Genomic DNA, 15,854 nt, shown 5'->3' with positions numbered 1-15,854 from the left:
TGTGTTGTATTTTTGGGGATAAAAAAATAAATAGGAAAGTACTGTGCTCAGGTTATATCGTAAACCAAATAAGGGGTTAACGGGTGTCGATATTAGTTCGACAACTGTTAAATTATTGGAGCTCTCTGTAAAGAACGGTAGATATTGGGTTGAAAGTTATGCAGTGATGCCATTGCCTGAAAGCAGCGTGGTTGAAAAAAGCATACTGAATCCAGAGGCGGTAGGGGATGCGCTTGAGAGAGTGGTAAACCTTGCAAATCCTCACACCATGAATGTTGCGATTGCAGTACCAACATCGATGGTCATTAATAAGATCATCGAGATGGATGCTGACATGACGGATGAAGAACGAGAAGTTCAAATTCGTATGGATGCTGAGCAATACATTCCGTTCCCATTAGATGAAGTGAGCCTAGATTTTGAAGTTTTACCTGATCGTTTGGCCAATCCAAACCGGGTAAATGTGCTCTTGGTTGCAACGCGCACCGAGAATGTAGACACGCGTGTAGAAGTGCTTGAACTGGCGGGTTTAACTGCAAAAATTGCAGAAGTTGAAAGCTATGCTATGGAACGTGCGTTCAGTGTGTTTGCAGATACATTACCAATGGGCGCAAATACGGTGGGCATTTTGGATATTGGTCATACTATGACGACCTTATCTGTCATGCAAAAAGGCAAGATCATCTATACACGTGAGCAAGTGTTTGGTGGCCGCCAATTGACCCAAGATGTACAAAGTCGCTATGGCCTTTCTTTTGAAGAAGCTGGTCGTGCTAAAAAAGAAAGAACCTTGCCCGATGACTATGACACAGAAGTCCTAGAACCTTTCTTGGACGCCGTCGTACAACAAGCCGCACGTTCACTCCAATTCTTCTTTTCATCTTCTCAATTCAATGAAATTGATCATATTTTACTGGCTGGTGGGAATGCCAATATTCCAGGCCTAGCTAAGCTATTACAACAAAAACTCGGTTATCGTGTCACCATTGCCAATCCATTCCTACAAATGGGTTTTTCTCCCCAAATTGATATTAAAAAAATTGAAAACGATGCTTCCTCTTTGATGGTTGCATGTGGTTTGGCATTGAGGAGTTTTGATTAATGGCAAAGATTAACTTACTCCCTTGGCGTGATGAGCTAAGAGAACAAAGAAAGAAACAGTTTGTCGCATTTTGTGTTGGGGTTGCTGCATTAGGGGTTGCATCAGTTTTTTCGGGATGGATATATTTTGATCATAAATTGAATGATCAGGAACAAGCCAATCAACTGATTGTGAGTACCAATCAGAATTTAGATACTCAATTAAAAGCATTGGATGGCCTACAAGAACGACGTAATGCGATTATTGAACGCATGAAACTGATTCAAGGTTTACAAGGACAACGTCCTGTTACGGTACGTTTGGTTGATGAGTTGGTACGGGTCACTCCTCCAACCATGTACTTAACCAAGTTTAGTCGTATAGGGGATAAATTCACGATTGAAGGAAAAGCTGAAAGCCCAAATACGGTGGCTGAACTTCTACGTAATCTAGAAGCTTCTCCTTGGTATCGCAATGCCTTTATGAATTCCTTCCTTGCCGTGGATGAAAACAAAAATAAAGACAAAACAGCAAGTTCTTTGGTGCCTCGGGTTGAGGAAAATTATGGAAGCTTTGTTGTCACTGTAGATTTAGGTGAAATCGGGACAACTGCTGAGGCTGAACCAACGTCAGACGTTGCAGCATCAGGGGCAGTAGGGGTGACAAAATGAAGTTAGATAAATCGGATGATTTAAATCAAGACACCGTTGCTGTGAAGAAAAAGAAAATGACGGTAGACCAATTCTTCCAGCAATTTAATACGCTGGATATGAATAACTATGGCAGTTGGCCATTATCGGTCAAAATTACCTGCTGGATTTTTGTTTTCTTGGCGGTTGCAGCATTGGGTTATTTTGTGGTGATTAAGTCACAACTTGAATCGATTACCAATGAACAGGCTAAAGAACAGAGCTTGTTGAATGAGTTTAAAGAAAAAGATTCAAAGTTACGTAATTTGCAACAATATCAAGCCCAATTGCAAGAAATGGAAGCCAACTTTAATCAACAGTTAGAGCAATTACCGAAAGAAACTGAAATTCCGAGTTTGGTTGAGGATATCAACTTAACCGGTGTGAATTCAGGACTGAAATTTAAAAATATTCGTTTAGAAAATGAAATCAAACAAGAGTTTTTTATTGAGCAGCCAATCAGTATTGATGCCACAGGTGATTATCATGCTTTTGGTGCCTTTGTGACGGGTATTGCAGCATTGCCACGAATTGTAACTTTGCATGATTTTACGGTTGTTGCGACAGCCGATACCCAAAAGAAATCTGATATCCCTGTGGTGAACTATAGCGTTAAAGCAAAAACATATCGTTATGTTGGGGCGGATGAGCAAACAAAGAATACTGTTGGTACAGCTAAAGCAGCAACTACTCCACCTGCACAAGGAGGGAAATAGTAGTGAAAAATTATAAATTATTACTGGGTTTATTCATTGGAGCGAGTTTGGTTGGGTGTGATTCACGTATTGATGCAGTGAATCAAAAGATGGCAGACATTCGTAATCAGCCGCCTTTGCCGATTGAGCCCGCACCTGTTTTTACCCCTGTGCCTCTGTTTAACTACTCAGCCCATCAGCTTAAAAGTCCATTTATGCCAAGCTCATTGGCTGCTGAATTGAAGATTATGGCGGGGAAACGGGTTTATCCGAATTTTAATCGCCAGCCACAGCCTTTAGAAAGTTATGCGCTGGAATCGTTGAATATGAAGGGTAGTCTGCGTGGTAAAACCAGCAATACCATTGCCCTGATTCAGACACCAGACGGTCAAATTGAACGTGTGCAGGTCGGAAGTTATTTGGGGATGAATCAAGGGCGTATTATTAAAATTAGCCCAACCCAAATCGATTTGGTGGAGATTGTACCTGATGGTCGAGAAGGCTATGTCGAGAGACCTCGTACACTCGTTTTAATTGGACCAGCGCCGTAAGATTAAGGGAATAAAAATGAAAAAACAGTTTAAAGATTCTTTATTTGGGGAAGCGAAGACCATGAATCATGCATTCCGTCAATTTTCTATGGGTGCGATTGCGATTGCGGTGATGCAAGTGGCATCAGCGCAAGTGAGTATGACCAATATCGTACCAATGAGTTTGGGTGATCAAGGCACGGAAATTCGTGTGATGTTTAATGGCCTTCCACCACAACCGCAAGCTTATCAACTTGAACAACCTGCTCGTTTGATTCTGGACTTTGATAAGTCACAACAGGGTCTAAAGCAAAACTCGATTCCAGTATCAACCGCTGAAGCGAGTTCGATTGAGGTTGCATCGGATGATCAGCGTTCACGTGTGATTGTGAATTTAAAAGATGCGGGTGCATTTACTACACGTGTTGAAGGCAATACCTTTGTTCTTAAAATTAACTCAGCCAAACCTGCTGCTATAAATACACCTGCTGCCGCTGCGCGCCAGGTACAGCAAGGTGTGTCAAATATTGGTTTCCAAAGAGGCAACCAAGGTGAAGGCTTGGTTGTGATTGATTTGCTGGGGAATAATACTCCTGTGGATGTGCAACAACAAGGCAGTAAAATTGTCGTGCGTACAGCAGGGAATAAAATTCCGACACATTTAGCCCGTCGTTTAAATACCAATGATTTTGCAACACCTGTGGCCAGTATTGATGCTTATAATGATAAAGGCAATGGCGTCATTACCATTCAATCTGCGGGTAGCTATGAGTATATGGCTTATCAGGCAGAGAATAAGCTCACTATTAGTCTGAAACGGCCTATAGATAATTCTCCAGCCAAAGCCAAGACACAAACGTATACTGGGAATAAAATCTCTTTAGATTTTCAAGATATTGAAGTACGTCGAGTGTTACAACTATTGGCTGATTTTACCAGTATTAATATGGTGGCAGCAGATACGGTACAAGGCAATATCACACTGCGTCTTAAGGATGTGCCATGGGATCAGGCCCTCGATATTGTGCTCAAAACTAAAAATCTGGATAAACGCCGTAATGGTAATGTAATCTGGATTGCACCAGTATCTGAACTGATTAAGGCGGAAGAAGAAGAAGCTAAAGCGATTGCGCAAAGCGTGAAACTAGCACCGATTCAGACTGAGTACATTAAACTAAGTTATTCTAAAGCTGCTGATATATTGAAATTAATAGAGGATGCCCGTGATGGTAAGGGTGCATCAGGGAGTAGAGCGGCAAATGCAAATACAGATGCTTTAGCTTTGGAAAGTTTATTGAGTTCACGAGGCAGTGCAGTTGCTGATACACGAACCAATACCCTGATTATTAATGATACTGCCCAGAATATTGATAAAATCCGTAGAATGGTGGATTTACTTGATGTCTCGGTTAAGCAAGTGATGATTGAAGCACGGATTGTCAGCGCTAGTACCGATTTTACCCGAGAAATGGGGGTGAAGTGGGGGATTTTATCGCAAGGAATTACAAATAATAATGATCTTTTGGTTGGTGGTAGTGATCAGACATTATGGGATTTGAGAAAACCGACTAAGGACAGTAATACGGGGGGGTGGAAATATGAAATTGAGCGTCCTGATAACCTCAATGTGGATTTAGGTGCGGTGACACCTGGTGCAAGTCGTATTGCTTTTGGTTTGATTAGTTTATCTGATTTTATGTTGGATCTGGAGTTATCAGCTGTTCAAGCGGATGGTTATGGTGAGGTGATTTCAACACCTAAAGTCATGACTGCAGATAAGCAGCCTGCAAAAATCGAATCAGGTAAGAAAATTCCTTATACCTCTTCTACGGGTGGTGGCGCCAATGCAGTGCCGAAAACCGAGTTTATTGATGCAACCTTAAGTCTAGATGTTACCCCAAGTATTACGCCTGAGGGTAAAGTCATGATGAAGTTGAACATTACCAAAGACTCGCAAAGTACACCAACACCGACTGGGCAACTTACCATCAATAAAAATCAAATTGATACCAATGTATTGGTCGATAATGGTGAAACGGTGGTTCTCGGCGGTATTTTTGAACAGGAAAATATCACTTCTCAAGTGAAAGTGCCTTTCTTGGGTGATTTACCATATATCGGGCGATTATTCCGTAGAGATATGAAAACGGATAATAAACGTGAACTGCTTATTTTTGTGACGCCGAGAATTGTTAATGACACTTTGACTAGAAATCATTAATATATTTTCAATAATTGCAATGAATATAGGTGGCGCGTTGCCAAGCAAAGCGTTTGAAACCCTACCAAATGTTTATTTGGTAGGGCCGATGGGGGCAGGGAAAACAACAGTTGGCCGACATTTAGCAGAATTGTTAGGCCGAGATTTTATTGATAGCGATCATGAGATCGAACGCAAAACAGGCGCGACCATTCCATGGATTTTTGAAAAAGAAGGGGAAGCTGGATTTCGTTTGCGTGAAACCAATGTTTTAAATGATCTCACTTCCCGTCCATTATTAGTGTTGGCGACCGGTGGTGGAGTTGTTACTCAAGCGAAGAATCGTGAATTTTTAAAACAACGTGGTATCGTTGTTTATCTTTATACGCCTGTAGAGCTACAGCTACAGCGAACCTATCGCGATAAAAATCGCCCATTATTACAAGTCGAAAATCCAGAGCAAAAATTACGTGATCTACTGACGATCCGCGATCCTTTATATCGCGAGGTTGCACATTATATAATTGAAACAAATCAAGGTGCAGCACGGGATTTAGCGCAACGTATTTTACACGTCATTTTATCTAAACAAGTTAAGTAGTCTCTGGTTGGTTTAAGTTTATGCAAACGTTACATGTTGAGTTAGGTGATCGCCGTTATCCAATCTTTATTGGTAGTCATTTAGACCCTAAAAGCTTACTTGAGCCATATCTACATGGCCGACAAGTCATGTTAGTGTCCAATACCACTGTTGCACCGTTATATCTCGAACATTATGTGAATGCATTAACCCAGTTGGATAAACAAGTGGCGCAATGCATTTTGCCTGATGGTGAAAAATATAAAGATATCCAGCACTTGAATTTAATTTTCGATGCTCTGCTCGAAGCGGGGTTTAACCGTGATTGTACGGTATTGGCTTTAGGTGGTGGCGTGATTGGTGATATGGCGGGTTTTGCCTCGGCTTGCTTCCAACGCGGTGTGAATTTTGTTCAGGTGCCCACCACGTTATTATCACAAGTGGATTCTAGTGTCGGTGGTAAGACGGGAATTAATCACCCTTTAGGTAAAAATATGTTGGGTGCTTTCCAGCAACCACAAGTGGTACTAGCAGATATGGCGCAACTGGATACCTTGCCTGATCGTGAACTGTCTGCGGGTTTGGCTGAAGTGATTAAATATGCTTTATTGGGCGATACTGATTTTCTTGTTTGGTTAGAGCAAAACATGGATGCTTTGGTTGCTCGTGATGCAAATCTATTGGCTGAAGCAGTTTTTCGTTCATGTGCGCATAAAGCACGTATCGTAGCCAATGATGAAAAAGAACAGGGTGAGCGTGCGCTGCTCAATCTTGGGCATACTTTCGGCCATGCAATTGAATCCTATCTAGGTTATGGTACCTGGTTACATGGTGAGGCGGTAGCAACAGGGATGGTGATGGCTGCAGATTTGTCGCAGCGTTTAGGTTGGATCTCTGTGGAGGATGTGCAACGTACAAAAAATATCATTCAACGTGCTCATTTACCGATATCATGTCCGAAAATTCCATTAGATGAATTCTTGGCTTATATGTCGCACGATAAAAAAGTCTTAAATGGTCAATTGCGCTTGGTTTTATTGAAGAAATTAGGGCAAGCAGTGATTACCAAAGATTTTGATGTTGAGCTGATGAAACAATCTATTCTTGCAAATCAATCTGCATAATTAATCATTTGGGAAAAGCATGGCTGTATCACGATCAATTTGGCAAAATATTCAACAATATAGCTGGCTGGTTTTTGCCGTCGCTTGTTTAATAGCTGCATTGATATTTTGGGGTATTACCGATAGTCAGGTGTTGGTCAAAGAAGAGCAGCCATCCCAAACCGAAACCCAAGTCCAAATTCAGCCAGAAAAGGTTGCTGCGACAGCTCATTTAGGCGCTCTTTCGGACGAAGTTAAGCCCTTGGATTTAACCACGCGTGTCGTTGTTTCCAATGATCATGCACCTGAATTTCGCGGCACTAAATTTATTAAAGAAAATCAGCAGCGATGGACCATGGAAATTTTCCGTAGTTCAGACGAAGCGATTGTTAAAAATTTTCTATTGAACCGTGAAGATCGCAGAAAGTTCGTGTATTTTCGTTTGAGTGGTGAAGATCAGGTTGAGCAATATGTGCTTGCGTATGGTGTGTTTGGTAGTGCTGAAGATGCAAGCCGCCAATTTGCACAATTAAATCTAGCCCTACCAGAATCTGTTCAGCCAACGGCTCATCAATTCTCAAGTTATACGGCCTTAGTGAACGATCTAGGTGCTGACGAAATGAAGTCAGCAACCAATCAACTTTATGCAGTTCAGTTAAGACCAGCGGCATTGCCTAGGGTAGATGAGAGTTTACTGATGGGAAGCAGCGCGTCTCAGAGTACAACTGCTGTACGTAGCACGGAACCATCGGCGGTGAAGACCACAGTTACACAGCGTGATGCGCAGGGTAATGTAGTCAATGTAAAACAGACTCAATCGGCACCAAAACCACCTGCAACTGCTGAAAAAATAAAAGAAAATTCAGATGCTTCAAAGCGTGAAGTGAGTGATCCTTTTAATTAGTACCGCACCATAATTGTGCGTTTGTGGTTCTTTTTATAGCATCGTGGAAGTTTTTGGTGCATTTTTGTGCGCAAAAATGAGTGCATTCTTCTGCGTATCTTGATGTTATTTTAACTTTTTTAATGATTTAGTAAAAACATGCATATATGGCATGTTTTTTGCTTTTTCGTGGTGCTAATTTGTCTGCTCATTGCCCTGTTTTGTGCTAAACAGTTCATTAATTGGGTGAAATGGAAAGTTTTTGTGCTTTACAAACCTAGGTGAAGGTGTAATAACTGAAAACACTTTATAGGGTGCAATCTTGTAAAGGAAAGACGTATATTGCAAATTCGCCATGAAAAATGTTTTCGCGAAGCATTGAACTTTGTATGAGTTAATCGGCAATATCGCAGAAAATGAATTGATTGTTTGTTGCTCGAAAGAGCCATGTTGAAAGAAGGGTACGCTATGCACATGCCATCGCCTAATACTGTAGCTCCCGCTCAAGGTTTATATCAGCCTGATGAGTTTAAGGATAACTGTGGTTTTGGTCTGATTGCCCATATGAAGGGTGACTCAAGCCATCATCTGGTCGAAACTGCGATTCACAGTTTAAGTTGCATGACGCACCGTGGTGGTATTGCCGCGGATGGTAAGACAGGAGATGGTTGCGGATTGTTATTGGCGATGCCAAAACAATTTTTCCGTGAAGAAGCACAGAAATTAGGCAGTAACCTGACTGAGATTTTTGCTGCTGGTACGGTATTCCTAAATATTGATCCTGCTTTAGCACAAAATGCCAAAAATATTTTGAATAAAGAAATTGCTGCTGAAGGTTTAACTGTTGCAGCATGGCGTGTTGTACCTACCAATAATGATGCTTTGGGTGAGATTGCACTACAATCCTTACCTGCATTTGAACAAATCCTCGTGAACTGCCCGATGGGTTTAACTGAAGTTGAGTTTAATCGTAAGCTCTTCTTGGCTCGTCGTCGTGCAGAACAACAATTACAAAATGATCCACTTTTCTATGTAACGACTTTAGCAACGACTGTTATCACCTATAAAGGGCTGATGATGCCAGCGGCCATTGCTGACTTCTATACTGACTTGGCGGATGAGCGATTAAAATCACATATTGTGGTATTCCACCAACGTTTCTCGACCAATACCTTACCACGTTGGCCATTGGCACAGCCTTTCCGTTATTTGGCGCACAATGGTGAAATCAACACCATTACTGCAAACCGTAACTGGGCATTGGCACGTACACCAAAATTTGAAAACCCATTACTACCAGGTTTAACTGAGTTAAATCCAATTGTGAACCGTACTGGTTCGGATTCATCAAGCTTGGATAACATGCTTGAGATCTTGGTTGGTGGTGGTATGGACCTGTTCCGTGCACTACGTATGTTGGTTCCACCAGCATGGCAAAACGTTGAGACTTTAGATGCTGACTTACGTGCTTTCTATGAGTTTAACTCTAAGCATATGGAAGCGTGGGATGGTCCAGCAGGACTTGTGATTCAAGATGGTCGTCATGCGATCTGTATGCTTGACCGTAATGGTTTACGTCCAGCACGTTGGGTGATCACCAAGAATGATTACATCACGCTTGCATCAGAAATTGGTGTATGGGGCTATGAACCTGAAGATGTGGTGTCTAAAGGCCGCGTTGGTCCAGGTCAAATTTTAGTGATTGATACTTTAACAGGCAAAGTGCTTGAGACTAAAGATGTCAGCAATCACTTAAAAAATATGCGTCCATATCGTGAATGGTTGCGTGATCATGCGATTCGTTTACAAGCCAATCCACAGCTTGAAGAGCAATTGCTTGATCAAGGCTTAACTGGCGATGCATTAAAAGCAGCTCAGAAAATGTTTATGGTGACATTTGAAGAGCGCGATCAACTGTTACGTCCAATCGCTGAAAGTGGACAGGAAGCAGTGGGTTCAATGGGTGATGATACGCCAATGGCAGTATTGTCTCGTCAAGTTCGCCATGTTTCTGATTACTTCCGTCAGCAGTTTGCACAAGTGACCAATCCACCAATCGATCCATTACGTGAATCGATCGTGATGTCATTGGAAACATGTTTGGGCCGCGAACAGAATGTGTTCGAGCAAGGTCCAGAGCATGCAGACCGTATCATCATTTCAAGCCCTGTATTGTCTAATTCAAAAATGCAGCAGCTTCGCGATGTTGAAAAAGAGCGCGAAGGTTATGGCGTTGTAGATATTGATCTGAACTATGTTGAAGCTGAAGGGCTGCAAGCAGCAATCGCACGTATCTGTGAAGAATCAGCACAGGCTGTACGTGATGGTAAAACCTTAATCGTATTAACGGATAAAAATTTCCGTGAAGGCTTCTTACCTGCAAACGCAGCATTGGCAACAGGTGCGGTACACCATCATTTGATTAAAACGGGTTTGCGTACCGATGCGAACATTTTAGTTGAAACTGGTTTTGCACGTGACCCACATCAATTTGCAGTTTTGCTTGGCTTTGGTGCGACAGCGGTTTATCCATATCTGGCTTATGATGTGATCAATGATTTGGTTGCAAAAGGCGAGTTATTGGGTGATCCAATTCAGGCCCAAGCAAACTTCCGTAAAGGGATGGAAAAAGGCTTACTCAAAGTCCTTTCTAAAATGGGTATCTCTACCGTTGCCTCTTATCGCGGTGGTCAGTTATTCGAAGCGGTCGGTCTATCATCTGAAGTGGTGGACAAATGTTTCCTTGGTGTACCGAGCCGTATTCAAGGTGCAACATTTGCAGATTTAGAGAAAGATCAGAAAAAACTAGCAACCACAGCTTGGCAGCATCGTAAACCGATTGATCAAGGTGGTTTGCTTAAATTCGTATTTGGTAAAGAGTACCACGCGTTCAACCCTGACGTGATCAATTCATTGCACAAAGCGGTACGTTCTGGTCAATATGTTGACTTTAAAGAATATGCAGAACTAGTCAACAACCGTCCTGTAGCAACGATCCGTGACTTATTTAAGTTAAAAACAACAAATTCGATTGCATTAGATCAAGTTGAAACGATTGAAGATATTTTGCCACGCTTTGACTCTGCGGGTATGTCTTTAGGTGCATTATCACCAGAAGCGCATGAAGCAATTGCAATTGCTATGAATACCATTGGCGGTCGTTCAAACTCAGGTGAGGGCGGCGAAGATCCTGCGCGTTATGGCACGATTCGTAACTCGAAAATCAAACAGATTGCATCTGGTCGTTTTGGTGTCACTCCTGCGTACTTAACTTCTGCTGAAGTGTTGCAGATTAAGGTTGCACAGGGTGCAAAACCAGGTGAAGGTGGTCAGTTACCAGGCGGTAAAGTGAATGGCTTAATTGCGCGTTTACGTTACTCAGTACCAGGTGTGACCTTGATTTCACCGCCACCGCACCATGATATTTATTCAATTGAAGATTTATCGCAATTGATCTTTGACTTGAAGCAAGTCAATCCGCAAGCAATGGTATCGGTCAAACTGGTATCTGAGCCAGGTGTTGGAACGATTGCAGCAGGTGTTGCAAAAGCCTATGCCGACTTCATTACCATTTCTGGCTATGACGGTGGTACCGCTGCATCGCCACTTTCATCGATTCACCATGCGGGTTCACCGTGGGAACTGGGTTTAAGTGAAGCACATCAGGCACTTCGTGTGAACGATTTGCGTGGTAAAGTCCGTGTTCAAACTGATGGTGGTTTGAAAACAGGTTTAGACGTGGTGAAAGCAGCAATTTTAGGTGCTGAAAGCTTTGGCTTTGGTTCGACACCGATGATTGCATTAGGTTGTAAATACCTGCGTATTTGTCACTTAAATAACTGTGCGACTGGTGTTGCAACGCAACAAGATCATTTACGTCAAGAGCATTATATTGGCGAGCCAGAAATGCTGATCAACTTCTTCAAGTTTATTGCTGAAGAGACACGTGAATGGTTAGCTGCACTTGGTGTTGCATCATTGAAAGATTTGATTGGTCGTGTCGATTTACTTGAAGTTTTACCTGGTGAAACAGATAAGCACGCACATCTTGACCTCAGTGCACTATTAACGTCGCATCCTTCTGCTGAAGGCAAGGCACAATATTGCCAAGTTCAAGGTAATGCACCATTCGATAAAGGTGTGTTGGCGGAGAAAATGGTGGCAGAGATGTTACCGGCAATTGAAGCAGGTGCTGGTGGCTCATTCAACTTCACCGTCGGTAACTGTGATCGTTCGATTGGTGCACGTATCTCAGGTGAAATTGCACGTCGTTATGGCAACTTGGGTATGGAAAACAGCCCAGTGGTGATGAACCTTGTCGGCACAGCAGGTCAATCGCTTGGTGTTTGGAATGCGGGTGGTTTGCATATCAAACTGGAAGGTGATGCCAACGACTATGTCGGTAAAGGTATGGCGGGTGGTCGAGTATCGATCTTCCCACCAAAAGGTTCGCCATTCCAAACGCAAAATACTGCGATCATTGGTAACACCTGCTTATATGGTGCGACTGGCGGTAAAGTCTTTGCTGCGGGAACTGCGGGCGAGCGTTTCGCGGTACGTAACTCAGGCGCATTTGCTGTGATTGAAGGTGCGGGCGACCATTGTTGTGAATATATGACGGGTGGTGTGGTAACAGTATTAGGTAAAGTGGGTCATAACTTCGGTGCAGGTATGACCGGTGGTTTTGCTTATGTACTTGACCTTGATAATGACTTTGTCGACTACTATAACCACGAACTTATTGATCTAAATCGTATCTCTACAGAGGCGATGGAAGACCACAAAGAAAACCTACTGCGTATTCTTGACGAACATATTCAAGAGACGGGTAGTGCATGGGCTTACAAGATCCGTAATGAGTTCGACTTCTATAGTCGTAAGTTCTGGCTGGTGAAACCAAAAGCTGCTAATTTACAAACGCTTTTGAAAACAACCCAAGCCGATCCACAATAATTCCACGACTGCATAGACATAGGCAGGTGCAGAGATGAGGGACATCGCTGCGCCTACCCACGGAGAGAGACATGGCAGAGCGCCTGAATAATGACTTTCAATTTCTGGATGTAGCACGCCAAGATCCAGAGAAAAAAGATATTACTGTCCGCAAGGCAGAGTTTGTGGAAATTTATAAACCTTTTACTGCGGAAGTGGCTGCGAATCAGACCCACCGTTGTTTAGGCTGTGGTAACCCGTATTGTGAATGGAAATGTCCTGTACATAACTACATTCCAAACTGGTTAAAGCTGATTGCAGAAGGGCAAATTTTCCAAGCGGCTGAACTTTGCCACCAAACCAATACCTTGCCAGAAGTCTGTGGTCGTGTTTGTCCACAAGACCGTTTGTGTGAAGGTGCTTGTACCTTAAACGATGGTTTTGGTGCAGTGACCATTGGTAATGCTGAAAAATATATTAATGATACGGCTTTTGCATTAGGCTGGCGCCCAGATATGTCTGGGGTTAAATGGACTGATAAAAAAGTTGCGATCATTGGTGCAGGTCCAGCAGGCTTAGGCTGTGCAGATATTCTTGCGCGTGGTGGCGTAAAACCAGTGGTATTTGATAAACGCCCTGAAATCGGTGGTCTGCTCACATTTGGTATTCCAGAATTTAAAATGGAAAAAGATGTGATGAAACGTCGTCGTGAAATCTTTACAGGAATGGGCATTGAGTTCCGTTTAAATACCGAGATTGGTGTTGACGTAACGATTGAACAACTTCTGACTGAATACGATGCTGTATTTATGGGAATGGGAACTTACACCTATATGAAAGGTGGTTTCCCAGGTGAAGATCTCAATGGTGTGCATGATGCTCTGGATTTCTTGATTGCCAATGTGAATCGTTGTCAAGGTTGGGAAAAAGATCCAAGCGAATACATCAATCTAGACGGTAAAAAAGTAATTGTTCTAGGTGGTGGTGATACTGCGATGGACTGTAACCGTACCTCATTGCGTCAAGGTGCACATGATGTGACCTGTGCTTATCGTCGTGATGAAAGCAACATGCCAGGTTCTGCACGTGAAGTGAAGAATGCCTATGAAGAGGGTGTAAAATTCCTGTTCAACCGTCAGCCAATTGAAATTGTTGGTGAAAATGGCAAAGTGACTGGCGTTAAGGTTGTAACCACACAAATGGGTGCGCCTGACAGTCGTGGTCGTCGTAGCCCTGAACCGATTCCGGGTTCTGAAGAAGTTCTACCAGCGGATGCCGTATTATTGGCATTTGGTTTCCGTCCAAGTCCAGCGGATTGGTTCGGTGGTGCGAATGTGAGTTTAGATGGTTCAGGTCGTGTGGTTGCGGCAGAACAGCAAGAATTCAAATTCCAAACCTCGAATCCAAAAATCTTTGCAGGTGGGGATATGGTTCGTGGTTCTGACTTGGTTGTAACCGCGATCTGGGAAGGTCGTCAAGCTGCTGAAGGTATCTTGGATTATCTTGGTGTCTAAACCGATTTTAGATATTTAAGTTGTTAAAAGCCCAAGCCTCGTGCTTGGGCTTTTTTATTTTGTCGATGGTTGATGATATTTGCTTTTATGAACTAAGAAAATAAAAACTTTAACAAGCAGTCAATACCTTGCTATGCTGTTAATGATAATAATTCTTATTTTGTGTTGGGTGGATAAAATAATGACATCGAAACTCAATGACAGGCTGTTAATTGCCGCACTGTATACCAGTACCTTTCTCTGCTTGGTGGATTTAAGCAGTGTCAATCTGGCTTTAGCTGCAATTCAGACACAGTTCCATAGTCATCTCGCCGATTTACAGTGGGTGATTGATAGCTATGCGCTGAGTATGTCGAGTTTAATGTTGGCGGTGGGGGCTTTAAGCCAATGGTTGGGACGTAAACGCTTATGGTTAGTCGGTGTCGTGATCTTTATTTTTGGCTCGGTGATTTGTGCCGCTGCGCCAGATTTTAGCTTATTGATTGTTGGGCGAGTGATCCAAGGCATTGCGGGGGCGATGCTGATTCCTTTAACCCTTGCAATCATTGTACATCACTTTACCCAAGCCAATCGCAAGGCACGAGAAATTGGCAACTGGAGTTCATTCAGTGCTTTTGCCTTGATTGTTGGGCCACTGATGGGTGGCCTAATGGTGCATTATCTAGGCTGGCAGAGTATTTTTTGGTTAAATCTACCCGTTGGATTATTGGCCTTGTTTTTAGGCTGGAAAGGGATTGAACCAGATTTAAGCCAGCAAAAAGTAAGTTTTGACTATTTAGGGTTGATTTATAGCGTGATTGCAATCGCAACATTGACCTATAGCATTATCATGGTACAGCAGGCCCATATCGGTTATTTGATCAGTTTTACTTTTCTCATCTCGATTGTCTTTGCTCTGATTTTTATTCGACATCAAAATAAAGCCTCGCACCCTCTGGTGCCACGTCATTTATTTCGCAACCGCATTTTTTTGCGTTTTAACCTGATTTCATTTTTATTGGGATTTGCAGGCTATAGCTCTTTATTTGTCTTTGCTTTGTTTTATCAGGAACAAGTTCATTTAAGTGCAGCGCAAGCAGGCTGGTTAATCGCTCCGCAATTCCTAATGCAGGCCGTGGTTTCCATTTGGTTTGGTCGCTTGCAGCAAAGTTATGGAGCATTGTCATTGCTTCGGATTGGTTTGCTGATCTCAGGCGTTGCATTGATCGCGATGGTCAGTTTCCAGAGTAATTCATCTTATCTGTTGTTTATTGGCTTAAGTGGCCTGATGGGTGCAGGCATTGGATTGATTGTACCCAGTTCGAGTACCTTGAGCCTGCATGCAGTATTGCAGGCAGATGCCAGCTTTGCCGCGGCAATATTAAATATGCTCAGGCAGCTTGGCCTGACCTTTGGCATTGCAGTATTGGGGACCCTGACAGCATTAATTATTCAATGGACCGTTGAAACACTGCATTATTCTATGGCTCAGGCCCAGTTATTGGCTTTTCATAGTGTGGTTGCCACCATGGGCGGACTGTTTATTGCAGCCATATGGAGCTTGAGAAAAATTAAACAAGAAGAATGTGTCGCACCGATTTCATCGTCATAGACCAGTCATCATTTTGGTAGTTTTGGCAAACTTTATAAGCTTTTTTGCCCTGTCTT

At 42.7% G+C, this 15,854-nt stretch carries 11 protein-coding genes; all 11 read left to right on the top strand.

Annotated elements, in window-relative coordinates; translation table 11 throughout:
* Positions 1–43 precede the first annotated feature (43 nt).
* The 11 genes from WA352_RS01210 (at position 44) to WA352_RS01160 (ending at position 15,798) form a co-directional block, all read left to right on the top strand.
* A complete protein-coding gene (locus WA352_RS01210; RefSeq protein WP_004803903.1) occupies positions 44–1,102 on the top strand; it encodes a pilus assembly protein PilM in 1,059 nt (352 codons plus the stop codon).
* A complete protein-coding gene (locus WA352_RS01205; RefSeq protein ID WP_005317648.1) occupies positions 1,102–1,752 on the top strand; it encodes a PilN domain-containing protein in 651 nt (216 codons plus the stop codon). Before WA352_RS01210 ends, WA352_RS01205 begins: the two co-directional genes overlap by 1 nt.
* Entirely contained in the window at positions 1,749–2,486 is a 738-nt protein-coding gene (locus tag WA352_RS01200) for a type 4a pilus biogenesis protein PilO (protein ID WP_005317651.1), read from the top strand. Before WA352_RS01205 ends, WA352_RS01200 begins: the two co-directional genes overlap by 4 nt.
* Before the next feature lie 2 nt (positions 2,487–2,488).
* Complete coding sequence (locus WA352_RS01195) at positions 2,489–3,016, top strand: pilus assembly protein PilP (RefSeq protein ID WP_005317654.1); 528 nt, start codon at positions 2,489–2,491, stop codon at positions 3,014–3,016.
* Positions 3,017–3,032: 16 nt separating this feature from the next.
* A complete protein-coding gene (gene pilQ / locus WA352_RS01190; RefSeq protein WP_005317656.1) occupies positions 3,033–5,216 on the top strand; it encodes a type IV pilus secretin PilQ family protein in 2,184 nt (727 codons plus the stop codon).
* A 19-nt stretch (positions 5,217–5,235) separates the two neighbouring features.
* The gene (gene aroK, locus WA352_RS01185; RefSeq protein WP_005201348.1) at positions 5,236–5,796 is read left to right on the top strand and encodes a shikimate kinase AroK; all 561 of its coding nucleotides are present in this window, start codon (positions 5,236–5,238) and stop codon (positions 5,794–5,796) included.
* 20 nt (positions 5,797–5,816) lie between these two features.
* Positions 5,817–6,899 (top strand): 3-dehydroquinate synthase, encoded by a 1,083-nt coding sequence (aroB, locus tag WA352_RS01180; protein ID WP_005317661.1) that lies wholly within the window; start codon positions 5,817–5,819, stop codon positions 6,897–6,899.
* Between the two features lie 19 nt (positions 6,900–6,918).
* Entirely contained in the window at positions 6,919–7,782 is an 864-nt protein-coding gene (locus WA352_RS01175; RefSeq protein ID WP_005317664.1) for a hypothetical protein, read from the top strand.
* A gap of 453 nt (positions 7,783–8,235) precedes the next feature.
* Positions 8,236–12,714 carry a glutamate synthase large subunit gene (gene gltB / locus WA352_RS01170; protein ID WP_171068213.1) on the top strand — a complete coding sequence of 1,493 codons (4,479 nt, stop codon included), beginning with the start codon at positions 8,236–8,238 and terminating at the stop codon, positions 12,712–12,714.
* A gap of 71 nt (positions 12,715–12,785) precedes the next feature.
* Complete coding sequence (locus WA352_RS01165) at positions 12,786–14,207, top strand: FAD-dependent oxidoreductase (protein ID WP_336141003.1); 1,422 nt, start codon at positions 12,786–12,788, stop codon at positions 14,205–14,207.
* A gap of 181 nt (positions 14,208–14,388) precedes the next feature.
* Positions 14,389–15,798, top strand: a complete 1,410-nt coding sequence (locus tag WA352_RS01160) for an MFS transporter (protein ID WP_336141000.1) — start codon at positions 14,389–14,391, stop codon at positions 15,796–15,798.
* Positions 15,799–15,854 lie beyond the last annotated feature (56 nt).

Source organism: Acinetobacter sp. 102, assembly GCF_037028485.1.
GTDB classification, from domain to species: domain Bacteria; phylum Pseudomonadota; class Gammaproteobacteria; order Pseudomonadales; family Moraxellaceae; genus Acinetobacter; species Acinetobacter higginsii.
This window is presented reverse-complemented; position numbering and strand designations above follow the sequence as displayed.

Bases quoted from the DNA above. Each gene is read 5' to 3' on its own strand.
- WA352_RS01205 (WP_005317648.1), top strand. From the start codon at position 1,102: ATGGCAAAGATTAACTTACTCCCTTGGCGTGATGAGCTAAGAGAACAA.
- gltB (WP_171068213.1), top strand. From the start codon at position 8,236: ATGCCATCGCCTAATACTGTAGCTCCCGCTCAAGGTTTATATCAGCCT.
- WA352_RS01165 (WP_336141003.1), top strand. From the start codon at position 12,786: ATGGCAGAGCGCCTGAATAATGACTTTCAATTTCTGGATGTAGCACGC.
- WA352_RS01200 (WP_005317651.1), top strand. From the start codon at position 1,749: ATGAAGTTAGATAAATCGGATGATTTAAATCAAGACACCGTTGCTGTG.
- WA352_RS01175 (WP_005317664.1), top strand. From the start codon at position 6,919: ATGGCTGTATCACGATCAATTTGGCAAAATATTCAACAATATAGCTGG.
- pilQ (WP_005317656.1), top strand. From the start codon at position 3,033: ATGAAAAAACAGTTTAAAGATTCTTTATTTGGGGAAGCGAAGACCATG.
- aroK (WP_005201348.1), top strand. From the start codon at position 5,236: ATGAATATAGGTGGCGCGTTGCCAAGCAAAGCGTTTGAAACCCTACCA.
- WA352_RS01160 (WP_336141000.1), top strand. From the start codon at position 14,389: ATGACATCGAAACTCAATGACAGGCTGTTAATTGCCGCACTGTATACC.
- aroB (WP_005317661.1), top strand. From the start codon at position 5,817: ATGCAAACGTTACATGTTGAGTTAGGTGATCGCCGTTATCCAATCTTT.